A 21,325-nucleotide genomic window follows, 5' to 3' on the forward strand; every position below is an offset into this window, starting at 1 on the left:
ACCCCTCCTTTTCCTTTGTTTTCCCCCGCCGCAGAACTCCCCACCAACCGACAAAAACCCCCCCCCCCCCCCCCCCCCCCCCCCCGGGGGAGGCCCCCCCCCCCCCCCCCCCCCCCCCCCCCCCGCACCACTTTTGTGGTTCCTGTGTCACGGGTAAGGTTAGGTTTGCCTCACCGATCATCGGGACGGCACGACCCCACGATTCCGGCGGGAGGTGAACCGCGTGTACGTCTGCAGTTGCTTCGGGATCACCGAACAGCAGGTGAAGAAGCACGCGGAGAACGGTGCCTGTACTCCTCGGCAGATAGCCTCGGCCTCCAAGGCGGGCACGGACTGCGGTTCGTGCGTACGCCGGATCCAGGCACTGCTGGGCAGGGGCTCGTGTCCGCGCCGTGAGCTGGCCGACCAGGGTATGCCGGTGCTCTCCGACGTCCTCGGACAGACCGGGGCCGCCCGCCGCGAGGCCGTCGAGTACGGGACCGCCGGGCGCGAGGCGGCCTAGTTCCCGCCTAGCTCTCCGGCTGCTCGACGAGCTGCGCGATGTAGAGCGCCTCGCCGAGCTTCTCGACCAGTTCCAGCTGGGTGTCCAGGTAGTCGATGTGGTGTTCCTCGTCCTCGAGGATCGACTCGAAGATGTTCGCGGACGTGATGTCGCCCTTCGCGCGCATCACCTCGATCCCGCGCTTGAGGCGGTCGATCGCCTCGACCTCCACCTGCCGGTCGGCCTGGAACATCTCGGTGACGGTCTGCCCCACCCGGACGTGGAAGAGCCGCTGGTAGTTCGGCAGTCCGTCCAGGAAGAGGATCCGGTCGGTCAGCACCTCCGCGTGCTTCATCTCGTCGAACGACTCGTGCCGGGTGTACTTCGCGAGCTTCGTCCAGCCGAAGTTCTCCTGCATCTTCGCGTGCAGGAAGTACTGGTTGATCGCGGTCAGCTCACCGGTCAGCTGCTCGTTGAGGAATTCGATGACCTCGGGGTCGCCCTGCATCGCAGAGGCTCCTTCCAGGCGGGGGACTGGGCAGATTGCGCCGCATCTTCGCACCGGCACCGAAAAGCGTCCAGTAAGTGCATGCTTACTATGAGTTGCCCGAATTCGCCCCGTGCTGGTCATGGGCACTGTTCCGGGTCTGTCAGGATGGAGTCATGGGTCAGCCGGTGGAGCGCGAATCTGGAGAAACGGCACAGTCGGAGCTTCCGCCGGGACAGCGACTTCAGCGCGGCTGGCCGGTCACCCACTACGGGCCCGTCCCCAAGTTCCGCCCCGAACGCTGGGAATTCAGGGTCTTCGGCGCCACCGCCGACGGCGGGAAGCAGTGCTGGACCCACGAAGAGTTCACCGCCCTCCCGTACGCCTCCGTCGTCGCCGATCTGCACTGCGTCACGAAGTTCAGCATGCTCGGGGCCGAATGGGGTGGCGTCCCCGCCCGTACGATCCTGGAGATAGCCCCGCCGGCGCCGGCCGTCACCCATGTGATGGTCTGGGCCGAGTACGGCTTCAGCTCGAACCTGCGCCTCGCGGACTTCGCCTCCGAGCGCACCATCTTCGCCACGCACAAGGACGGCGAACTGCTGACGGCGGAACACGGTTTCCCGCTGCGCCTGGTCGTCCCGCATCTGTACGCGTGGAAGGGGCCCAAGTGGGTGCGCGGCGTCGAGTACATGACCGCCGACCGCCGCGGCTTCTGGGAGGAGCGCGGCTACCACAACGTCGGCGACCCCTGGCGCGAGCAGCGCTACTCCTACCAGGAGGAGCCCGGGGAGGGCCCCGAACTCTGAGTCCCGGCGTTTCTGTCCGGGCGTTCCTCTCCGGGTGTGTCAGTGGTGGTACCGGTGGACCACCGCGTGTCCCTTGCCCCGGCCGATCATCCACTTGTTGACGGGCGTCGTGACCGCGAAGGCGATCACCAGGGAGACGGCCAGCGAGAACCAGAAGACCGCGTCGGCCGGTTTCGCGTCCATCGCGGCCGGCCACAGCACGATCACCCCGTTGTCGATCAGTTCCATCACGGCGATCGACAGGGTGTCCGCTGCCAGGGCCACCCGGAACGCCGTCCGGAAGTCGACTCCCGCCGTCAGGATGCCGCGCAGGGTGAGCGAGTAGCCGAAGAAGAAGGCCAGCACGATCGCGAGGACCGTCGTTGGCGTGTTTCCCCAGCCGAACGCCGTGCCGATCACCATGCCGAGCACTTCGCCGATGGCGCAGCCGGTGAGGCAGTGCAGGGTCGCCCGCGCGGCCGTCGGCCACGTCGCCCCGGCGGGCGCGTGTGCGTGTCCGTGCGCCTCGTGGTGCCCGTGCGCATCACCGGCGGGTCCCGCGTGAGGCGTGTGCCCCGCTTGCCGCGCCTGCGTCTCGTGCTGCCGCATGAGTGGCCCCCAATGCCAGGTGGCGGTTCCCGCACTCGATAGGAACCGTATACCCCCCTGGGGTATTCCCTCATGTGTCCGCGAACTGCCGGGCGGGCCCTGTCCTCAGCCGTCGCGGAGTTTCTTCAGCCGCTCCACGTCGGCCGCGTGCCCCTCTTTTCCGCCGGGCGTCTCGATGACCAGGGGGACGCCCTCCGTGGCGGGATGCGTCATCAGGGCGCGGAACGGGTCCTCGCCTATGTGGCCGGAGCCGATGTTCTCGTGACGGTCCTTGTGCGCGCCGACGACATCCTTGGAGTCGTTGGCGTGGATCAGCTTCAGGCGCCCCTCGCCGACGGTGTCGACCAGCAGATCGAGGGTCTGGTGCATCCCGCTCGGCCCGGTCAGATCGTGCCCGGCCGCGAAGATGTGGCAGGTGTCGAGGCAGACGCCCAGCTTGGGGTGGGCGTCCAGGGCCTCGAAGTACGGTCCGAAGTCCCAGGTGCGGGAGCAGAGGGAGGCGCCCTGGCCGGCCGTCGACTCCAGGAGCAGGAACGGGTCGTCGTCATGGGTCAGCTCGTCCAGCAGCGGCAGCAGCCGGTCGCGCACCTGCTTGAGGGCGACGGACCGCTCCCGGCCGCCGGTGGCGCTCCCGGTGTGCACGACCACACCCAGGGCACCGATCTCCCGCCCGCGCCGCAGCGAGTGCCGCAGCGACTCCACCGACTTCTCGACCGTCGCCTCGGTGTGCGAACCGAAGTTGATCAGATACGGGGCGTGGACGTACGCGGGGATCGACCCGGCGGCGCAGGCCGCGCGGAAGTCCTCGTCCTGCTTCGGGTTCCCGGGGGGCGTCGCCCAGCCGCGCGGGTTGGCGACGAAGACCTGGACGGCCTCGGCCGCGAGGTCGCGGGCGTAGGACAGGCCGACGGAGTTGAGGCCGCCGGCCACGGGGACATGGCCGCCGACGGGGTTGCGGAGCTGCTTGCTGGTCACACCCGTCAGGGTGTCACGCGCCGCCGAGCGCCCCGCGTGCGGACCTCACGGACCTCGCGGGCCTCCTGGGGGAGCGGCCTCCGAGCGGCTGCCCGGCCGGAGGCCGTACGTCCGCCGGGCTCAGCGGATCTGAATCGTTATCGTCGAGCCCTTGGGCGCCGTGTCGCCGCCGTGCACCGACTGCTTCTTGACCGTGTCGCCGAAGAGCCCGAGCAGTCCGCGGTCCTCGTCGACCTGGAACCCGGCATCCTCCAGCGCCTTCTTCGCGTCGTCCACGCTGTCGCCCACGACGTCCGGGACCCCGACCATCTCGGGGCCCTTGGAGACCGTCAGCGTCACCGTGTCGCCCGTGGCGGCCTCGTGGCCCGCGCCCGGTGACTGCTGGGCGACCTGGCCCTTGTCGAAGTCCGAGGTGACCTGCTCCGCGGCGATCTTCACCTTCAGGCCCGCGCCCTCCAGCTGCGCGGTGGCGTCCTCGACCGACGAGCCGGTCACGTCGGGCAGCTCCACCGGGGCGCCCTTGCTGACGACGATCGCGATGGCCGAGCCCGAGTGCCGCGTGGTGCCCGCGCCCGGATCCGTACCGATCACGAAGCCCTTGGTCACGTCCTCGCTGAACTCGCGGGTGACCATGCCCGGGGCGAGCCCGTCGCCCTTCAGGACGTCCTTCGCCTTGAACAGCGCGAAGCCCTTCAGGTCGGGCACCTTCACCGTCTGGGGGCCGTTGGAGACGGTCAGCGTCACGGAGTCGTTGTCGCGGATCCGCTCGCCGACACCGGGGTCGGTGCTGATGACCGTGCCGCGCTTCACGGTGTCGCTGTAGGCGTGCTTGACCCGCTTGACGTCGAGCCCGGCGTCCTGGAGCCGGGACCTGGCCTGCTGCTCCGTCTTCGCGAGGACCGGCGGGACCTTGGTGAACTGGCCCGAGTTGATGTACCAGACACCGGCGCCGAGGCCGAGCACGAGCACGATCGCGGCGACGACCATCAGCATCCCGCGCCGCGGACGCGTGCCCGGAGGCCGCGCCGGCATGGCCGGCGCGGCGCCGAAGGGGCTGCTCTGCTCGAACCGGCTGGTCCGGTCGAGAGCGTCGTCGTTCACGGGAAGCGGGCGGGGGACGGACAGCGAGCGCGGGATCACGCTCGTACGGTCGCCGGCGTTGTCGTGGCCCACGGACAGGGCACCGGGCGGCACCGCGTCGAGCTGCTCGGCGGTGAGGCCGGCCCGTGTCTCCAGGACCTGGCCGAGCAGCGCCACCGCGTCGGCCGGGCGGGCGTCGGGATTGCGGGCGGTGGCCGCGGTGACCAGCTCGTCCAGCGGGTACGCCATGCCCGGCACGACGGCGGAGGGAGGCGGCACGTCCGCGTGGAGGTGCTGGTAGAGCACCTGCGCGGGGGAGTCCGCGGTGTACGGCTTGGCGCCGGTGAGCATTTCGTAGAGGACGACTCCGCAGGCGTAGACGTCGACCCGGGTGTCGGAGGTGCCGTGCTCGATCTGCTCGGGGGCGAGGTACGACACGGTGCCGAGGACGGCGCCCGTCGTGCTGGTCACCGTGTCCACGGCGCGGACGAGGCCGAAGTCCGCCACCTTGACCCGGCCGTCGTCCCCGATCAGGACGTTCTCCGGCTTCATGTCGCGGTGCACGAACCCGGCGCGGTGCGCGGCGCCGAGCGCGGCGAGCACCGGCTCCAGGATGTCGAGCGCGGCCCGGGGCTGCAGGGCGCCGCGCTCGCGCAGCACGTCCCGCAGGGTGCATCCGGCGATGTACTCCATGGCCAGATAGACGTACGACCCGTCCGCCCCCTGGTCGAAGACCTGCACCACATTGGGGTGCGCCAGCCGGGCCACCGACTTGGCCTCCCGGATGAACCGCTCGACGAACGAACCGTCGGCGGCCAGCGTCGGGTGCATCACCTTGAGCGCGAGCACGCGGTCGAGGCGGGTGTCCAGGGCCCTGTAGACCGTGGCCATCCCGCCGACCGCGATCCGTGCGTCGACGCGGTAGCGGCCGTCGAGCACGTGTCCGACAAGGGGGTCCTGAAGGGTCGTATCCACGCAGGTGAGTCTACGAGCCGCCACTGTCACGACGCCCCGTTAGGCGGATACCTGGGCCCGACTGCAGCCGAGCTGTGACGCACACCGCGCGCACGAAGTTCCGTTCGTCGCACAGATGTCCGATCAGACCTGGTTCGAAGTCGCAAGGCCGCAACGCGACAACCCGCACGGTCGCCGGAGCGGCCCACGACCGGCGGCGGCACGCACCACGCGTGGTCCGCCCCGTGACATGAGGAGCACGTCACACGGGTCGCACTCGGGTGCGGCGGACACCTTGTGCCCTCCGCACCCGCCGACGGCGGGCGCTCCCGCGGGAGGCCCGACGTGCCCGTCCGGCCGGAAACCGACGATCCAACGGTCCGGCGGTACGCGGGCAGATGATCAGAACGCCGGGCGCTCCGGGTCCAGCGCCGCCATGCCCTCCACGGGAGAGGACGCATGGGCGAAGTGCCGCCGGGGGATGCGCCCCGCCCGCCGCGCCAGGCGCCCCGCCTCCACCGCGTGCCGCATGGCCTCCGCCATCAGCACGGGTTCCTGCGCCCGCGTCACCGCCGAGGCGAGCATGACCCCCGCGCACCCCAGCTCCATCGCGAGCGCGGCGTCCGACGCCGTGCCCGCCCCCGCGTCCAGGATCACCGGCACGCGCGCGTGCTCGACGATCAGCTGGAAGTTGTGCGGGTTCCGGATCCCGAGCCCGGACCCGATGGGTGAACCGAGCGGCATGATCGCCGCGCAGCCGACGTCCTCCAGCTTGCGCGCCAGCACCGGGTCGTCGTTCGTGTACGGCAGCACGGTGAAGCCGTCGTCGACCAGCGTCTCCGCCGCGTCGAGCAGTTCGATCGGATCGGGCAGCAGGGTGCGCTCGTCGGCGATGACCTCCAGCTTGACCAGGTCGGTGCCCAGCGCCTCGCGTGCCAGCCGGGCGGTCAGCACGGCCTCACCGGCGGTGTAGCAGCCGGCCGTGTTCGGCAGGACGCGGATACCGAGCCGGTCGAGCACCGACAGGACCGAGCCGTGCACGGACGCGTCCACACGCCGCATCGCGACCGTCGTCAGTTCCGTACCGGACGCCACCAGGGAACGCTCCAGCACGTCGAGGCTGGGCGCGCCGCCCGTCCCCATGATCAGCCGGGACCCGTAGGCCGTACCACCGAGGACGAAGGGATCGTCGGCCATGGGTCAGCCTCCTTGGACGGCGGTGAGGACTTCGACGCGGTCGCCCTCGGTGAGGGAGGTGGACGACCACTGCCCGCGCGGGACGACGGTCTCGTTCAGGGCCGCGGCCACTCCGGCCGGTGCCGGGGTGAGGGTCGCGACGAGCGCGTCGAGAGCGGTCCCCGCGGCGATCCGCTGCCGCTCCCCGTTGACGACGATGTTCATACGGGCAGCTCCGTGAGGGCGGTGGCGCCGAAGCGCAGGGGGGTGAAGGGGAGGGCTTCGGCGGGGAGCGCGCCGGTGGTCAGGACGTGGGCCATCGCGTCGCCCGTGACGGGCGTCAGGAGCACCCCGTTGCGGAAGTGCCCGGTGGCCAGCAACAGTCCGTCCAGCGCGGTCGGGCCGAGCAGCGGCGCGTTGTCGGGCGAGCCGGGGCGCAGCCCGGCCCGCGTCTCGACGAGCGGCAACTCGGTGATCCCGGGGACCAGTTCGTGGGCGTCCCGCAGCAGCTCGTACACGCCGCCCGCCGTCACGGTGGTGTCCCAGCCCAGTTCCTCGCTGGTCGCGCCCACCACGAGCTCACCGTTCTCGCGCGGCACCAGGTAGACGTGGCTGCCGCGCACCACGGCCCGCACGGTGCGGTTGAGGAAGGGCGCGTACCGCCGCGGCACGGTCAGCCGCAGTACCTGCCCCTTCACCGGGCGCACCGGCGGCCGGGCGTCGTCGGGGACGCCCGCCAGACGCCCGCTGAGGCTGCCCCCGGCGAGCACCACCTGGCCCGCGGTGAGTTCGGCGCCGTCCGTGGTGACGACTCCGGCGGCCCGGTCCCGTACGACCGTCAGGCGCTCCGCCCACGTCCGGTGCAGCGCCACTCCGGCCCGCTCGCACGCCGTGACCAGGGCTCCCGCCAGGCGCCGCGGGTCGATCTGGTGGTCGCCGTCGACCCGCAGACCCCCGCGCACGCCGGGTGCGAGCATCGGCTCCAGACGGCGGCACTCACGGCCGCTCAGCCACTCCGACTCCAGCCCCGACCGGACCTGTAGAGCGTGCAGTTCCCGCAGATGGGCGCGGTCGTCGGCGTCCAGCGCGACGGCCAGCGTGCCGCACCGGCGGTAGCCGAGATCCTGGCCGGTCGCCTCGGTGAGCTCGGCGGCGAAGTCCGGATAGCGGCGCGCGGAGGCGAGGTTGAGACCGAGCAGGGTCTCCTCGCCGAAGTGCAGTTCGGTGACGGCGGCGAGCATTCCGGCCGCGACCTGGGCGGCCCCACCACCCGGCGCGGGGTCCACGAGGGCGGTGGTGAAGCCGCGTTGCGCGGCCCGCCAGGCCGTCGCCAGGCCGATGATCCCGCCCCCGATGACGAGGACGTCTGACGAACGTGCGGGCGACATGGGCGTCCAGCCCCTCCCTTCGCCGGCATGACCCGGATCAGGTTCGTACGGTCGGAGGCCGCCCCAGCCTCCCTCTCAGCCCGGTGCGTCCGGGCTCCCGCGAGTGCTTTACGTTGGCCACCCTAGCCCGCCCCCGTCCGTCTCAGTAAGGGAGCCTCCGACCATGGCGCGACCGCTCGACGGCCTCGTCCTCGCCCCCGTCGCCGACCAGGCACCGGGCCAGGTGGGCACCCGCACCCGGTTCACCTATCACGAGGAGGACGGCACGGTCTGGGCCGACTACGCGGGCGGCGACATCGTCCGCGGACACCTCGTGGGCACCCGTGAGGGCGACCGCCTCGACTTCCGGTACGTGCAGTTGAAGCGCGACGGGACCACCGCGTCGGGCCACTGCGTGTCCCTCGTCGTGGAACTGCCCGACGGCCGCGTGCGGCTGGAGGAGACCTGGACGTGGGAGTCGCGGGAGGGCACGGGAACGAGCGTGGTGGAAGAGACGCGCGGGACGAGCCGTGTGGAACAGGTCACTGAGCACGTCCGCTGACTGACGAATTGTCAGCTGACTATGGTGACCGGGTGAGCGAGCAGACGCAGGCACAGTCTCAGTCGCAGGGGCCCACGGCACGGCGGGTCGTCGTGGTGGGCGCGGGCATGGCCGGAGTGCAGACCGCGGTCGCCCTGCGCGAGCAGGGCTTCACGGGCACCGTCACGCTGATCGGCGCGGAGCCGCATCAGCCGTACGACCGGCCACCGCTGTCCAAGGCCGTCCTGCTGGGCAAGGCCGAGGGCTCCGCCTTCGACATCGACTTCGAGGCACTGGACATCGACCTCAGGCTGGGCCGCGAGGCGCTCGGCGTGCGCCCCGGCGACCACGAACTGGACACGGCCGCGGGACCCGTCCCGTACGACGTCCTGGTCGTCGCCACCGGCGCCGAGCCGATCCAGCTCCCCGGCGCCGAAGGCGTGCCCGGGGTGCATCTGCTGCGTACTCTCGACGACGCCGACCGGCTGCGCCCCGTCCTCACCCAGCAGCACGACATCGTGGTCGTCGGCGCGGGCTGGATCGGCGCCGAGTTCGCCACGGCGGCGCGCGAGGCGGGCTGCGCGGTCACGGTCGTCGAGGCCGCCGACCGTCCGCTCGCCGGCGCGCTGCCCGCCGAGGTGGCCGCGCCGATGGCCGCCTGGTACGCGGACAGCGGGGCCACGCTGCGCACCCACGCGCGCGTGGAGCGCGTCGAGGCCGGCGCGGTGATCCTCGACGACGGCTCCCGGGTGCCCGCGGGCGCCGTCGTGGTCGGGATCGGGGCGCGGCCCGCGACCGCCTGGACCGCCGGCTCCGGCATCGAACTCGGCGCGCACCGCGAGATCGTCGCCGACGACCACCTGCGCACCTCCCTGCCCGACGTCTACGCGGTCGGCGACTGCGCCTCCTTCCCCTCGGGACGCTACGAGGACCGCCTCCTCGTCCATCACTGGGACAACGCCCTCCAGGGTCCGCGCACGGTCGCCCTGAACATCGTCGGGGAGGCGCCCGCCGCCTACGACCCGGTGCCGTACTTCTGGTCCGAGCAGTTCGGCCGCTTCGTGCAGTACGTCGGCCACCACTCGCCGGCCGACACCCTGGTGTGGCGCGGCGACCCGTCGGGCGTCTCCTGGTCGGTGTGCTGGCTCCGCGACACGCGTCTCGTCGCCCTCCTGGCGGTGGGCCGCCCGAGGGATCTCGCCCAGGGCCGCCGGCTCATCGAGGCGGGCGCCCCCATGGATCCGGAACTGCTCGCGGACCCGTCGAGGCCCCTGAAGGGCGCCACGGCCTGATCCGTCACCCCAGGCCGGACGCCCTTGGCTTCCGACTGTCGGTCCGGGATGGCAGGCTTGTCCCGTGACCGAGATTGACGCAAAGATCGATGCTCTCGTCCCCGCCTGGCTCACCCTCCCCGACATCGCCGAACAGTTCGGCGTCGAGGTGACGCGCGTCCGGCAGCTGGTCAAGGACGGCCAGCTGATCGCCGTACGCCGTGGTGAGAACCGCGCGCTGCACGTCCCCGCCGAGTTCATCGACGCGGACGAACAGAAGGTCGTCAAGGGCCTGGCCGGCACCCTGACGCTCCTGAGGGACGACGGCTACTCCGACGAAGAGGCCCTCGAGTGGCTCTTCACCCCCGACCCGAGCCTGCCCGGCACCCCCGCGCAGGCTCTGAGCGAGAATCGCGGCACGGAGGTGAAGCGCCGCGCCCAGGCGCTCGCCGTCTGACCTGAACGCGACCGTCCGGCACGGCGGGCGCGGCGGCGGGACCATCCCGGCCGCCGCGCTCCCCGCGCACCGACAAACGGGGGATCCACGCATGCCCGAGAACGACGCCACGACCGCGCGGAGCCGGCTCGCCGACGCCCGTGTCTACCTGTGCACCGACGCCCGCAGGCGTCAGGGCGACCTCGCCGGGTTCCTCGACGCGGTCCTGGCGGGCGGCGTCGACATCGTGCAGCTGCGCGACAAGGGCATGGAGGCCGGGGAGGAGCTGGAACACCTCCAGGTCTTCGCGGACGCCTGCGCCCGGCACGGCAAACTCCTCGCGGTCAACGACCGGGCGGACGTGGCCCACGCCGTCCGCGCCGACGTACTGCACCTGGGCCAGGGCGACCTCCCGGTTCCCGCGGCCCGCGCGATCCTCGGTGACGACGTGCTCATCGGCCGTTCCACACACGCCGAGTCCGAGGCCGCGGCCGCCGCGGTCCAGGAGGGCGTGGACTACTTCTGCACCGGCCCCTGCTGGCCCACCCCCACCAAACCCGGCCGCCACGCACCCGGCCTCGGCCTGGTCCGCGGCACGGCCGCCCTCGGCACCGACCGTCCCTGGTTCGCGATCGGCGGCATCGACCTCGGCCGGCTCGACGAGGTGCTCGAAGCGGGCGCCCGCCGGGTCGTCGTCGTACGGGCGATCACCGAGGCGGACGACCCGGGCGCGGCGGCGGCGGAGTTCGCGAAGCGACTGCGCGCGGCCTAGGCGCGCGAGTCGCCCGCGCGGAGCGTCCCGGCGGGGCCGCTGTCCGCAGGTGTCCGGGGGCGCCCGCGGGTGTCCGCGCGTGTCCGAGGGGTGGACAAGAAGTCGACAGATCGGACAAATGGCAGCGGTTCGGTTGGGGGACCGGCGCCCTCTGACTAACCTGCGAGTATGGCCCTCGGATCTGCTTCCACCAGGACTGATCGCGCACGCACCGTGCGCGACATGCTCGCGACCGGCAAACAGACCTTTTCCTTCGAGTTCTCGGCGCCGAAGACCCCCAAGGGCGAGCGGAACCTGTGGAACGCCCTGCGGCGGGTCGAGGCCGTGGCGCCCGACTTCGTCTCCGTGACCTACGGAGCCGGCGGCTCCACGCGGGCCGGCACGGTCAGGGAGACCGAGCAGATCGTCCTCGACACGACCCTCACCCCCGTCGCGCACCTCACCGCGGTCAACCACTCCATCGCGGAGCTCCGCAACATCATCGGGCAGTACGCGGACGCGGGCATCCGCAACATGCTCGCCGTGCGCGGCGACCCGCCCGGCGACCCCATGGGCGAGTGGGTCCCCCACCCCAAGGGTCTGACCTACGCGGCCGAACTCGTGCACCTCATCAAGGAGTCCGGCGATTTCTGCGTCGGGGTCGCGGCCTTCCCCGAGATGCACCCCCGGTCCGCCACCTGGGACCTGGACGTCTCCCACTTCGTCGACAAGTGCCGCGCCGGCGCCGACTACGCGATCACGCAGATGTTCTTCCAGCCGGAGTCCTACCTCCGCCTGCGGGACCGCGTCGACGCGGCGGGCTGCGCGACGCCGGTCATCCCCGAGGTCATGCCGGTGACGAGTGTGAAGATGTTGGAACGGCTGCCCAAACTCTCGAACGCTTCGTTCCCGGACGTCCTGAAAGAGCGGATCCTCACAGTCAAAGACGATCCGGCGGCTGTACGCTCCATTGGGATCGAGTTCGCGACGGAGTTCTGTGCGAGGCTGCTGGCCGAGGGAGTCCCCGGACTGCACTTCATCACGCTGAACAACTCCACGGCGACGCTGGAAATCTACGAGAATCTGGGCCTGCACCACCCGCAGCAGGCCTAGACCGGTCGCACCCACGTACGACACACTGCGTAGCGGCCACTGGGAGAGGGGCGTACATGGGCTTGACGGTCCTCTATCTGGCATTCGGCATCGTCGCACTGTGGCTGCTCGGCGAGGTGCTGCTGCAGTACAAGGCGCGGCTGCGGTTCCGGCTGCTCGCGTTCGTCGGCTTCCTCGGTGTCGTTCTCGGCGTCCTGATGCACTCGGTCGTGGTCATCGGCCTGGGCGCGGCCGCCTTCACGGTCGGCCAGACGTATGTGACGCTGTCGTTCCGCCAGGGCTTCGCCCAGGGCTGGGCCATCAACGGCCGCTCCGCGCCGGCCAAGCCCAGCAAGCGCCGCCGCGGCGAGCCGGAGGACCCGGAGAACGTCGACCCGTCGGCGGAGGACTCCGACCTCGACGCGGTCGAGGAGGCTGCCTACCGGCGCGACGACCAGTACGCCGCCGCCGAGGACGACGTCTTCACGCCCGCCGCGTCCGACCGTTTCATGCCCCCGGAGCCGGCCGAGCCCACGGCCGCCGAGTCCACCTCGGTGTACGAACCGCAGCCCCTGCCCGAGGACACCGGCTCCTACGGCGTCTACAACGGCGCCGCCTACGCCGCCACCGACCAGTCCTACGCCGACGCGTCCCAGTCCCAGGACCAGCAGGCCTACGCGACGGCCCAGGACCAGCAGGCCTACGCGGCCGGCGGCCAGGGCCAGCAGGCGTACGCGTACGACGGCTACACGGGTTACGACCAGCAGCAACAGCAACAGCAGCAGTACGGCTACGACAACAGCCAGCAGCAGTACGCCGCCTACTCGGACCCGTACATCGGCCAGCAGACGTACACGGGCGCCTCGTACGACAACACCGCCTACAACGGCGGCGACCAGCAGTACGCGCAGCAACAGCAGAACTACGGCCAGGACCAGTACGCCACCGGCACGTACGGCGGCGAGACCCCGGCCGGCGGCGTCTGGGTGCCGCAGCAGCGCACCGACGAGTACGGCGCCGAACTCCCGCCCGAGCAGCAGCAGTACCCGTACCAGGGCAACGGCCAGGGCAACGGCAGCGCCGGGTTCGACGAGCAGTACCGCTACTGACCGGCCGGACAGCGGCCGACGGCCTCCCGGCACCGCTGCCCGCCGTACCTGGATCTCAGCGCCCGCCACCCCCGGACCACCGGCGCGTCGCGCCCTGCCGCCTGTTCGTGCCCCGGCCGCCGCTCCTGCCCGCCGGGCCGTTCACCGCGAGCCCTGGAACTCCGGTCCTTCCACGATCAGCCCGGCCACCAGCGCGCCCGACATGCCCGCGTGCGGCAGACCGCCGCCCGGGTGCGCCCAGCCCCCGGCCGCGAAGAGCCCGGGTATCCGTGTGCTGTTCGACGGGTGCAGCAGCCGTCCGTCCGCCGCGGCCAGCGCGGGGGCGGGAACCGCGCCGCCCGCCGCACCGGTCGCCTCCGCGATGTCGGCCGGAGTACGCGCCTCGTGCCACAGCAGCCGGTCGCGCAGACCCGGCAGGGCACGCTCGGCGGCGTCCAGAACCCGCTCGACGTCCGCCTCGGCCACCTGGGCGCCCGACGGCACCGTGACGGTCAGCGTGACCGCCTCGTGCTCCGCGTCCGGTACGAGCGCGGGGTCGGCGGGGCGTGACACCACGACGGTGGGCACCGAGGGCACCGAGGGACGCTCGCCGAAGAGCCGGTCCAGCTCGCCGTCGCGGTCGAGCGTGTGGACCACCGTCCTGTGCGCCACCCCGGAAGGCCGTCCGCCGCGCAGCGCGAGCAGCACGGTCAGCCTGCTGGACGTCCCGGGCTGCGGCGGGACCTCGTCACCGCCCCGGAGCACCTCCCCGGGGAGGAGGCCGCCCAGGACGCCGGGCGCCACGCCCGCGACCACGAAGTCCGCCTCCGCGAACGTGCCTCCCCCGGATCCGGCGGGCTCGGAGCCGCCCCCGGAGAGCTCAACACCGACGACCCGGCCGTCCTGCTCGACGATCCGCTCGACGGCGGTGGAGAAGCGGAACTCGACCCTGCGCTCCAGGCACCGCTCGTACACGGCGCGCGCCAGCTCCCGGATGCCGCCGCGCACGTACCACGTACCGAAGGCGTGCTCCATGTACGGCAGCACGGCGGCGCTCGCCGGGGTGACGCGCGGGTCCAGCCCGTACACCAGGGCGTGGCTCTCCAGGAGAGCCGTCAGACGCGCGTCGCGCAGCTCCCAGGCGGCGACCTCGGTGAGGGTGGCGGCCCGGCGGGTGCGCAGCAGCTTCTTGTGCGGCACCGAGGGATACGGCTCACGCTCGGCCAGCACCGCCCAGTTGGGCCACAGCGGCTCCTCCAGGAGCGGTCTGCGCGAGCGGTCCCACGCCTCGCGGGCCCGCACCAGGAAGTCGCCCCACCGCGTTCCCGCGTACCCGCCGAGCGCCTCGTCCAGCGCGGTGAGCACACCCGCGCGCGAGGCGTTCGGCAGGGACACCCGGGTGCCGTCGGCGAAGACATGGTCGGTCGACGGGTCGACCTGCACCAGCTCGACGCACTCCTCCAGCGGCCGCTTTCCCGTCTTGACGAACAGGTCGCGGTAGACCGCGGGCACCGGCAGCAGGCCCGGGCCCGTGTCGAAGGCGAAGCCGTCCCGCTCGAAGCGGCGCACCGCACCGCCGTACGTCTCCGTCCGCTCGTACACCACCACCCGGTGGCCCGCGACGGCCAGCCGGGCGGCGGTCGCCATCGCGCCCATCCCGGCGCCGATCACCGCAATCCGTCCCATGCCGGCGACTTTATCGGCCCCCACCGACAGTCCCGTCCCGGAGCCGCGGTCAGTCGAGGTCCGGCCGCGGCGCGTGGCCGGACGGCCGCACCGGCGTCGCGGCCGTCCGGCGCTCCTCCCGTCGCCGCGCCCGGCGGCGCAGAAACCGTCTGATCCGCGAGACGAGGAAGTAGAGCACCCCGAGCCCGGTGAACAGCAGGACACCGGCGATGACCGCCGCGGCCTCGGGATGGAACATCGCCAGCGTGAGGAGGCCCGCGACGCCGAGATCCTCGGCGGTGCTCATCACGAGATTGCTGAACGGCTCCGGAGAGGTGTTGATCGCCATCCGTGTCCCGGCCTTGACCGCGTGGCTCGCCAGCGCCGTCGAACCGCCGATCAGGCCGGCTGTCAGATCCGAGACCGAGCCGCTCTGTCCGGCGAGCAGCGCGCCGACCCAGGCGCCCGCCGCCGGCCGGATCACGGTGTGCACGGAGTCCCACACCGAGTCGACGTACGGGATCTTGTCGGCGACCGCCTCGCAGAGGAAGAGAACGCCGACTGTGACCAGGATCTCAGGGCGTTGCAGGGACTCCGGGACGTCGTCGCTCAGTCCGGTCGCGCCGAAGACGCCGAGGAGCAGCACCACCGCGTAGGCGTTGACGCCGCTGGCCCAGCCGCTGGTGAAGACCAGAGGTAGTACGGACACGGAGGCGATCGTAGCCAGTCGGCGACGAGGTGTCCTGGGTCTGAGTGCGTATGCCTGAGTATCCGTACCTACAGGGTGAGATGAGTAGCCGCACGGATGGGTCCGACCTGCGGGAACGAGAGAGTGGAGACACGGAAAGGGGCGCGGCTCCGGCACCGCCGACACGGGGCGGCGGAACGGAACTCGCGCCCTTGGCCGCTCCTTCCGCCGACCCGCTCGGCGGGAGTGAGACACGGGGGAACCCGGGGGACGACCGAACGGGGGCCCAACGGGGTACGGGGGAGCACGACGAAGCGCCGGTACGGACGGCCCGCGGGGGACGCGGCCGGCCGGACCGGCGCTTTCGTGCGCGGAACGCTCACGCCGGGTGCGGTGCGTGGTCCGGGAGGCGGAGTCGTCGCCCCGGCTCAGCCGTTGCCGCTCACCCGGCCCTGGAGGAGCCGGGACAGTGCCGCGTGGACGTCGTCCAGGGAGCGTTCCGGCTGGAAGGCCTGCCAGTCCAGGGCGGCCACCAGGACCATCCCGACCAGCGCCGCCGCCGTCAGCGGGATGTCGATCTCGTCGCTGAGCTCCCCGCCCGCCACCGCGTCGCGCAGAACGCCCTCGACGACCGCCACCGCCTGCTGCCGCACCACCATCAGGGTGGACTGCCAGGCCCGGTTGGTGCGCCAGAGCTCCGCCACGTAGAGCTGGGTGAACGCCGGATAGCGGTTGATGAAGACGAGCCCGGCCCGGATCATCGCGTCCAGCGCGTCGACGTTGCTGCCGCCGTCCCTGGCGGTCTGTTCCGCCGCCTCCCGCAGCGAGGCGGTGAGGAGTCCCACGCCGTGTCGCAGCAGCTCTTCGAAGAGGACCGATTTGCTCGCGAAGTTGTAGTAGACCGTGCCCTTCGCGACCCCGGCCCGCTCGGCGATCTCGTCCACCGTGGTGGCGGAGAAGCCCTGCTCGGCGATCAGGGTGACGGCCGCTTCGTAGAGTTTCTGCCGGGTCGCCTCGCGGCGGCCGCCGCCGCCCGCCGTGGTGCTGCTGCTTTCCATGGCTCCGATTGTCACAGGAGCACCCGCGCGCGGGGTCACAGGCTCAGGTCCGGATGCAGCCGGTCGAGGGTCCACACCTGTCTGCGGCGGGCCGTCAGGGCGGTGAGCGCGAGGGCGCCCACGGTGAAGGCCGTCAGTACGGCGCACGCCGTCCGTACCGGCTCCAGGCCGCCGCCGGTGATGAGTCTCCGGAGGGCCTCGACGACGTAACTCATCGGCAGGAAGGGGTGGATCGCGTTGAAGAAGCCCGGACTGGTCTGGACGGGGTAGGTGCCGCCCGCCGACGTCAGCTGGAGCATCAGGAAGGCCAGGACGAGGATCCGGCCCGCCGCTCCGAAGCGCGCGTTCAGCCATTGCACGATCGCCGCGAAGCAGGCCGCCACCAGGAACAGGAAGCCCACCGTTCCGGCCGCCCGCACCATCTGGAGGCCGATCGCCCAGTGCAGCACCGCCATCAGGGCGGCCGTCTGGAGCACACCGACGACGGCGACCGGCAGCCAGCCCGCCAGCGCGATGCGCCACGCCGAGGCGCCCGCCGCGAGCGCGCGCCGGTTCAGCGGCTGGATCAGCATGTACGCCACCATCGCGCCGACCCACAGGGACAACGGGATGAAGTACGGGGCGAATCCGGTGCCGTAGTTGGGCGCCTTGTGCAGGTCCCTGGAGGCCATCTTCACCGGGTCGGCCATGACCTGGGTGCGCAGGTCGCGGTCGGGCTTGTCGTAGTCGGGGATCCGCTCGGCGCCGTCGTGCAGGCTGCCCGCCAGCTTCCCGGAGCCGCCGACGAGCTTGTACAGACCACCGTCGAGGCCGCTCGCGCCGGTCTTCAGCCGGCCGACGCCCTTGTCGAGGTCCGCCGCGGCGGTCCTGGCCGTGCCGAGACCGGAGTGCAGCCGCTTCGCGCCCCTGGCGACCTCGGAGGCCCCGTCGTTCAACTTGTCGATCCTGGAGACGGCGTCGTCGAGGTCCTCGGAGAGATGCGGTGAGCGGTCGGCGAGGGCGCGCGCCTGCTTCTCCAGTGTCGCCAGGCTCTTGTCCAGCCTGCCGAGATCGCCGTCCTGGTCGCGGATCAGCGCGTTCACGTCGTCGGCGACCTCGACGACGTCGGAGGCCGCCTCCTTGGCCTTCCTCAGCTCGGGACACGCCGGGTCGGGGACCGGCAGGCTCTCGCACCGCGCGCGGTAGACGCTGTCCAGCGCGTCGGACGCCGCGTGCGCGCCCCTGGCCGCGGCAGGGGCCGTCTTCACCAGGGTGCCGAGGTTGTGGCGGATCCCCGCGGCCGAGTCCGCGACCAGCCGGGCCGTGTCACCGATCGACTTCTCGTTGTCCTTCAGGAAGGGGCCCGCCTTGTCCGCGACCCCGTCGACCTTGTCCGCCAGCGACTGTGTGCCGTCGGCGACCTCCCGCGAACCGTCCTCCAGGTCACCCGCGCCCGTGGTGAGCCTCCGCAGACCCCCGGAGAGCTTTCCACTGCCCTTCTTGGCCACCTTCAGCCCGTCGGCCAGGTCCTTGGAGCCCTTCTTCGCCTTGCCGAGGCCGCTGCTGAGCCGGTCGGCGCCCTCGGCCGCCCGCACGGTCTTCCCGTGGATGTCCGAGAACGAGATGAAGATCTTGTCGAGGAACGAACGCGAGGCCTTCGTGGACGCGGCCGTCCGCACCTCGCCGAACACCGTTCGGGAGATCTGTCCGACGATGTAGTTGTTCGCGTCGTTGGTCCGCACCTGGAGCGCGCTCGTCTCGGGTGACGCCCCGGAGCTGGACGCGATCCTCTTGCTGAAGTCACCCGGCATGGTCAGCGACAGGTAGTACGTGCCGTCCTCCACGCCCCGGTGGGCCTCGGCGGAGCTCACCTCGTGCCACTCGAAGGTGTCGCTGTCGCGCAGTCCCTCGGTGATGGTGTCCCCGAGGGTGACCTTCCGGCCGTCGGCCGTCGCTCCCCTGTCGTCGTTCACCAGCGCCACGGGGATGCGGTCGAGACGGCCGTACGGGTCCCAGAACGACCACAGATACAGGGCGCCGTACAGCAGGGGCAGCAGCAGGAGCGCGACCAGCGCGGCACGCGGGAGCTTGCCCCGGCCGAAGCGACGGAGTTCGAGAAAGGCCAATTCAGGCGAGCGCATCGGCCGTCTCCTTACTGGGGTTCCCGTTCCCGCTGTCGCTGTCGCTGTCGCTGTCGCTGTCGCTGGTGTCGGGGGTCTCGGCCGTGCTGTCGGTCCCGGACACGGACGCGGTTGCGCGGGCGCCGCCGGAGTCCTGTCCGTCGGCGGTCCTCGACGTCTTGCTCGGTGCCGTGGACACGATGACGGCGCCCTCGGGAGCCTCGCTGCACACCGCCACGACCGTGGTGCCGGACTCGGTGAGAGACGTCAACAGGGCCCAGACCTCGGACCGTTCGGCGTCCGACAGCTTGAGGTCGGTGTCGTCGACCCCGAGCAACCGCGGCCGGCCGATCAGGGCCAGCGCCACGGACAGCCGCAGCGCTTCGAGCCGTTCCAGATCCCGTACGGCGGTTCGCGGCCCCTTGGGCAGTGCCTCCGGGTCGAGCCCGGCGGCGGACAGCGCGGCGCCGATCCGCAGGCCGGTCCCGCTCACCCGCTCACCGCGAGGCCGCAGCAGGGCGCGCAGCGAACCCCCGAACCGCCGCTCCAGCAGCGCCCGTTCCCTCAGGTGCTCGCCGACGGTCAGGGCGGGGTCGAGGTCCGTGACCCCGGGCACGTGGGCGAGCGCGCCGGCCCGGCGCACCGCGGCCATCTGCTTCGGCAGTCTCGACGAACCCACGGCCGCCGTCCCCTCGGTGGCCTTCATCCGGCCGGTGAGGGCGAGCAGGAGGCACGTGCGGCCGGAACCGGACGGCCCCTCGATCGCGATGAGCGATCCGGGCTCCGCGTCGAGACGGACCCCGCGGAACGCCCACCCGCGGGGCCCTTTGAGTCCGAAGTCCTCGGCCGTGACGCCCAGTCCGTGCGGACCGTCCACAGCTCCCCCATCTCCTGAAACACCATCGGACTATTTTTGAACTGACTGGTCAGTGCAAAAACTATCCCGAACCTTCGATCGAAGCAAAAGCGCAGGTCAGAACGGATTGTCAGTGGCATACCGCACGATGGGCACATACGGCCACAGTGCCGTCACACGACGACAGGAGGTTCGTCATGGCCAACTCTTCCGCAGCCGCCGCCCGTCGGCGCCGCGCCACCGGCCCTGCCCCCTCACCGACCGGACCGGCGGGCGACGTGCACCCCGTGCTCCGCCGGGCCACGGCCCCGCCCGCCGCCCTCGACCTGCTCTCCCAGGCCCGCGCCGGACTCGACGAGGCGACGGTTCTGGAAACATCCAACGAGCGGTACGCGACGGCCCACTTGGCCGCGCTGCGCACCGCCGCCGCCGTCCTCGCGGCACGCGCCCGCCCGGAGCCCACGTCCCGGCGCAGGGCCCGTATCCGCAGCGCCTGGGAAGTGCTCCCCGAGATCGCGCCCGAACTGACCGAGTGGAGCGCGCTGTTCGCCTCCGGGGCCACCCGCCGTGCCCGCGCGGAGGCGGGCATCCAGGGCGCGGCCACCACCCGCGACGCCGACGACCTGATACGCGACGTCGCCATGTTCCTGCGCCTCGTCGAGCGGATGCTGGTGCTGCAACCCGTGCTGCCCCAGCCCCGGCAGGACGGGGGCCAGGACCGGGCGGACAGGGGGGTTCCGGACGCGGGCTGACCGGCGAGGGAGCCTGGGGCCGACAGCGGCCCGGCGTCCGCCGGGCACCCGCTCGTCACATGACCCGGCGCACGTGAGACGGAGGCTCGGTGACGGCGGCGGAGGCAATAAGGTGGACGCGCCTGCTGCCTTCCCTCCGGGAGGCCCGAAGATCGCTCCGCCGTTCGACAGGCGGTGCCGCACCGAGGAGTCAACTGCCGTGTCGGACCCGATGCGCCCCCGCGCTTCTCTCCGTACCGCCGTGGTCTGGGAGGTCCTCAAGGACGCCCTGGACCGCCGGGTCAAGACCGCCGGGCGGGAGTCGCTCGACGTACTGGACACGGGCGGCGGCAGCGGCAACTTCGCCGTGCCCGTCGCCCGCCTCGGTCACCGTGTCACCGTCGTCGACCCGAGCCCGAACGCGCTCTTCGCGCTGGAGCGCCGCGCCGCCGAGGCCGGCGTCGCCGACCGCGTGCAAGGTGTCCAGGGCGACGCGCACGGCCTGTTCGACGTGGTCGAGCGCGGCCACTACGACGCCGTGCTCTGCCATGGCGTCCTGGAGTACGTCGACGACCCCGCCGAGGGCGTCCGCAACGTGGTGGACGCGCTGCGGCCCGAGGGCGTGCTCAGCCTGCTGGCCGCGGGCCTGGGCGGAGCCGTGCTGGCCCGCGCCCTGGCCGGGCACTTCAAGGAGGCCCGGCACGCACTCGACGACCCGGACGGTCGCTGGGGCGAGGGTGATCCCGTTCCGCACCGGTTCACCGCCGAACAGCTCACCTCCCTGGTCGCGGGCGCGGGCCTGCACGTCGCCGCCGTGCACGGCGTACGGGTCTTCGCGGACCTGGTGCCGGGGGTCCTGGTGGACACCGAGCCGGGTGCCCTGGAGGCCCTGCTGAAGCTGGAGGCGGCGGCGGCCGAACTCGCCGCGTTCCACTCCGTGGCCACACAGCTCCACGTGCTCGGTGAGGCCCGCGAGGCTGCCGAGGACTGAGCCGCTCCCCGTGGTGCGGCGCTGATCAGGGGCTTGGCGGCACATGGAGTACGCCACAGACCACCCGATCGAGTGCGCGGCGCCGTATGATCGGGGGAGACCGTCCGGCATGACGGACCGTTCGCTGGGGAATGCACGCTT

22 protein-coding genes and 1 riboswitch are annotated in these 21,325 nt (G+C 72.0%); of the genes, 10 read left to right on the forward strand and 12 right to left on the reverse strand.

Features of this window, described 5'->3' with window-relative positions:
- Positions 1-214 precede the first annotated feature (214 nt).
- On the forward strand, positions 215-502 hold the full coding sequence (locus ACZ6KY_RS00795; RefSeq protein ID WP_469308139.1) for a (2Fe-2S)-binding protein: 288 nt from the start codon (positions 215-217) through the stop codon (positions 500-502).
- 7 nt (positions 503-509) lie between these two features.
- On the opposite strand, the gene bfr is transcribed toward ACZ6KY_RS00795, so the two are convergent.
- Positions 510-989, reverse strand: coding sequence for a bacterioferritin (bfr, locus tag ACZ6KY_RS00800; RefSeq protein ID WP_266757830.1), 480 nt, complete (start codon positions 987-989; stop codon positions 510-512).
- A gap of 155 nt (positions 990-1,144) precedes the next feature.
- Here bfr and ACZ6KY_RS00805 point away from each other — a divergent pair, with 155 nt between their 5' ends.
- On the forward strand, positions 1,145-1,777 hold the full coding sequence (locus tag ACZ6KY_RS00805) for a sulfite oxidase-like oxidoreductase (RefSeq protein ID WP_469308140.1): 633 nt from the start codon (positions 1,145-1,147) through the stop codon (positions 1,775-1,777).
- Between the two features lie 39 nt (positions 1,778-1,816).
- On the opposite strand, the gene ACZ6KY_RS00810 is transcribed toward ACZ6KY_RS00805, so the two are convergent.
- The 6 genes from ACZ6KY_RS00810 to thiO form a co-directional block, all read right to left on the reverse strand.
- Positions 1,817-2,365 (reverse strand): DUF4396 domain-containing protein, encoded by a 549-nt coding sequence (locus ACZ6KY_RS00810; protein ID WP_469308141.1) that lies wholly within the window; start codon positions 2,363-2,365, stop codon positions 1,817-1,819.
- A gap of 105 nt (positions 2,366-2,470) precedes the next feature.
- On the reverse strand, positions 2,471-3,340 hold the full coding sequence (locus tag ACZ6KY_RS00815; RefSeq protein ID WP_469308142.1) for a deoxyribonuclease IV: 870 nt from the start codon (positions 3,338-3,340) through the stop codon (positions 2,471-2,473).
- A gap of 120 nt (positions 3,341-3,460) precedes the next feature.
- Positions 3,461-5,395 carry a Stk1 family PASTA domain-containing Ser/Thr kinase gene (pknB, locus tag ACZ6KY_RS00820; RefSeq protein WP_469308143.1) on the reverse strand — a complete coding sequence of 645 codons (1,935 nt, stop codon included), beginning with the start codon at positions 5,393-5,395 and terminating at the stop codon, positions 3,461-3,463.
- Between the two features lie 381 nt (positions 5,396-5,776).
- Positions 5,777-6,571: a thiazole synthase gene (locus ACZ6KY_RS00825; protein WP_469308144.1), complete on the reverse strand. Its 795-nt coding sequence runs from the start codon at positions 6,569-6,571 to the stop codon at positions 5,777-5,779.
- Positions 6,572-6,574: 3 nt separating this feature from the next.
- Positions 6,575-6,775 (reverse strand): sulfur carrier protein ThiS, encoded by a 201-nt coding sequence (thiS, locus tag ACZ6KY_RS00830; RefSeq protein WP_469308145.1) that lies wholly within the window; start codon positions 6,773-6,775, stop codon positions 6,575-6,577.
- Complete coding sequence (gene thiO, locus ACZ6KY_RS00835; RefSeq protein WP_469308146.1) at positions 6,772-7,938, reverse strand: glycine oxidase ThiO; 1,167 nt, start codon at positions 7,936-7,938, stop codon at positions 6,772-6,774. Before thiO ends, thiS begins: the two co-directional genes overlap by 4 nt.
- Positions 7,936-8,049: riboswitch (TPP riboswitch) on the reverse strand. Its footprint overlaps the gene before it by 3 nt.
- Positions 8,050-8,101: 52 nt before the next feature.
- On the opposite strand from thiO, the gene ACZ6KY_RS00840 reads away from it, so the two are divergent.
- The 6 genes from ACZ6KY_RS00840 to ACZ6KY_RS00865 all read left to right on the forward strand — a co-directional run bounded on the left by ACZ6KY_RS00840 (position 8,102) and on the right by ACZ6KY_RS00865 (position 13,117).
- Positions 8,102-8,479: an avidin-fold protein gene (locus ACZ6KY_RS00840; protein ID WP_469308147.1), complete on the forward strand. Its 378-nt coding sequence runs from the start codon at positions 8,102-8,104 to the stop codon at positions 8,477-8,479.
- Between the two features lie 32 nt (positions 8,480-8,511).
- Positions 8,512-9,750, forward strand: a complete 1,239-nt coding sequence (locus ACZ6KY_RS00845) for an NAD(P)/FAD-dependent oxidoreductase (protein WP_469308148.1) — start codon at positions 8,512-8,514, stop codon at positions 9,748-9,750.
- A gap of 64 nt (positions 9,751-9,814) precedes the next feature.
- Positions 9,815-10,186, forward strand: a complete 372-nt coding sequence (locus ACZ6KY_RS00850; protein WP_469308149.1) for an Rv2175c family DNA-binding protein — start codon at positions 9,815-9,817, stop codon at positions 10,184-10,186.
- Between the two features lie 91 nt (positions 10,187-10,277).
- Positions 10,278-10,937, forward strand: coding sequence for a thiamine phosphate synthase (gene thiE, locus ACZ6KY_RS00855; RefSeq protein WP_469308150.1), 660 nt, complete (start codon positions 10,278-10,280; stop codon positions 10,935-10,937).
- A 168-nt stretch (positions 10,938-11,105) separates the two neighbouring features.
- Entirely contained in the window at positions 11,106-12,029 is a 924-nt protein-coding gene (gene metF, locus ACZ6KY_RS00860; RefSeq protein WP_469308151.1) for a methylenetetrahydrofolate reductase [NAD(P)H], read from the forward strand.
- A gap of 56 nt (positions 12,030-12,085) precedes the next feature.
- Positions 12,086-13,117 carry an SCO2102 family sporulation regulator gene (locus ACZ6KY_RS00865; RefSeq protein WP_469308152.1) on the forward strand — a complete coding sequence of 344 codons (1,032 nt, stop codon included), beginning with the start codon at positions 12,086-12,088 and terminating at the stop codon, positions 13,115-13,117.
- Positions 13,118-13,258: 141 nt separating this feature from the next.
- On the opposite strand, the gene ACZ6KY_RS00870 is transcribed toward ACZ6KY_RS00865, so the two are convergent.
- The 5 genes from ACZ6KY_RS00870 to ACZ6KY_RS00890 form a co-directional block, all read right to left on the reverse strand.
- Positions 13,259-14,782, reverse strand: a complete 1,524-nt coding sequence (locus tag ACZ6KY_RS00870; RefSeq protein ID WP_469308153.1) for a phytoene desaturase family protein — start codon at positions 14,780-14,782, stop codon at positions 13,259-13,261.
- Positions 14,783-14,831: 49 nt separating this feature from the next.
- Positions 14,832-15,470, reverse strand: a complete 639-nt coding sequence (locus ACZ6KY_RS00875) for a DUF4126 domain-containing protein (protein ID WP_469308154.1) — start codon at positions 15,468-15,470, stop codon at positions 14,832-14,834.
- Between the two features lie 407 nt (positions 15,471-15,877).
- The gene (locus ACZ6KY_RS00880) at positions 15,878-16,507 is read right to left on the reverse strand and encodes a TetR/AcrR family transcriptional regulator (protein WP_469308155.1); all 630 of its coding nucleotides are present in this window, start codon (positions 16,505-16,507) and stop codon (positions 15,878-15,880) included.
- Between the two features lie 35 nt (positions 16,508-16,542).
- Complete coding sequence (locus tag ACZ6KY_RS00885) at positions 16,543-18,627, reverse strand: YhgE/Pip family protein (RefSeq protein ID WP_469308156.1); 2,085 nt, start codon at positions 18,625-18,627, stop codon at positions 16,543-16,545.
- Positions 18,614-19,483, reverse strand: coding sequence for an ATP-binding cassette domain-containing protein (locus tag ACZ6KY_RS00890; protein WP_469308157.1), 870 nt, complete (start codon positions 19,481-19,483; stop codon positions 18,614-18,616). The genes ACZ6KY_RS00885 and ACZ6KY_RS00890 overlap by 14 nt, the downstream gene beginning before the upstream one ends.
- 176 nt (positions 19,484-19,659) lie before the next feature.
- Here ACZ6KY_RS00890 and ACZ6KY_RS00895 point away from each other — a divergent pair, with 176 nt between their 5' ends.
- The gene (locus tag ACZ6KY_RS00895; protein WP_469308158.1) at positions 19,660-20,214 is read left to right on the forward strand and encodes an SAV_6107 family HEPN domain-containing protein; all 555 of its coding nucleotides are present in this window, start codon (positions 19,660-19,662) and stop codon (positions 20,212-20,214) included.
- Positions 20,215-20,413: 199 nt separating this feature from the next.
- Positions 20,414-21,184, forward strand: coding sequence for a methyltransferase (locus ACZ6KY_RS00900; RefSeq protein WP_469308159.1), 771 nt, complete (start codon positions 20,414-20,416; stop codon positions 21,182-21,184).
- Positions 21,185-21,325: the final 141 nt, after the last annotated feature.

The organism is Streptomyces sp. NPDC042002, from assembly GCF_055588305.1.

Bases quoted from the DNA above. Each gene is read 5' to 3' on its own strand.
- thiO (WP_469308146.1), bottom strand. From the start codon at position 7,938: ATGTCGCCCGCACGTTCGTCAGACGTCCTCGTCATCGGGGGCGGGATC.
- ACZ6KY_RS00805 (WP_469308140.1), top strand. From the start codon at position 1,145: ATGGGTCAGCCGGTGGAGCGCGAATCTGGAGAAACGGCACAGTCGGAG.
- ACZ6KY_RS00880 (WP_469308155.1), bottom strand. From the start codon at position 16,507: ATGGAAAGCAGCAGCACCACGGCGGGCGGCGGCGGCCGCCGCGAGGCG.
- ACZ6KY_RS00840 (WP_469308147.1), top strand. From the start codon at position 8,102: ATGGCGCGACCGCTCGACGGCCTCGTCCTCGCCCCCGTCGCCGACCAG.
- metF (WP_469308151.1), top strand. From the start codon at position 11,106: ATGGCCCTCGGATCTGCTTCCACCAGGACTGATCGCGCACGCACCGTG.
- thiE (WP_469308150.1), top strand. From the start codon at position 10,278: ATGCCCGAGAACGACGCCACGACCGCGCGGAGCCGGCTCGCCGACGCC.
- ACZ6KY_RS00810 (WP_469308141.1), bottom strand. From the start codon at position 2,365: ATGCGGCAGCACGAGACGCAGGCGCGGCAAGCGGGGCACACGCCTCAC.
- ACZ6KY_RS00895 (WP_469308158.1), top strand. From the start codon at position 19,660: ATGGCCAACTCTTCCGCAGCCGCCGCCCGTCGGCGCCGCGCCACCGGC.
- ACZ6KY_RS00885 (WP_469308156.1), bottom strand. From the start codon at position 18,627: ATGCGCTCGCCTGAATTGGCCTTTCTCGAACTCCGTCGCTTCGGCCGG.
- thiS (WP_469308145.1), bottom strand. From the start codon at position 6,775: ATGAACATCGTCGTCAACGGGGAGCGGCAGCGGATCGCCGCGGGGACC.
- bfr (WP_266757830.1), bottom strand. From the start codon at position 989: ATGCAGGGCGACCCCGAGGTCATCGAATTCCTCAACGAGCAGCTGACC.
- ACZ6KY_RS00865 (WP_469308152.1), top strand. From the start codon at position 12,086: ATGGGCTTGACGGTCCTCTATCTGGCATTCGGCATCGTCGCACTGTGG.
- ACZ6KY_RS00870 (WP_469308153.1), bottom strand. From the start codon at position 14,782: ATGGGACGGATTGCGGTGATCGGCGCCGGGATGGGCGCGATGGCGACC.
- ACZ6KY_RS00825 (WP_469308144.1), bottom strand. From the start codon at position 6,571: ATGGCCGACGATCCCTTCGTCCTCGGTGGTACGGCCTACGGGTCCCGG.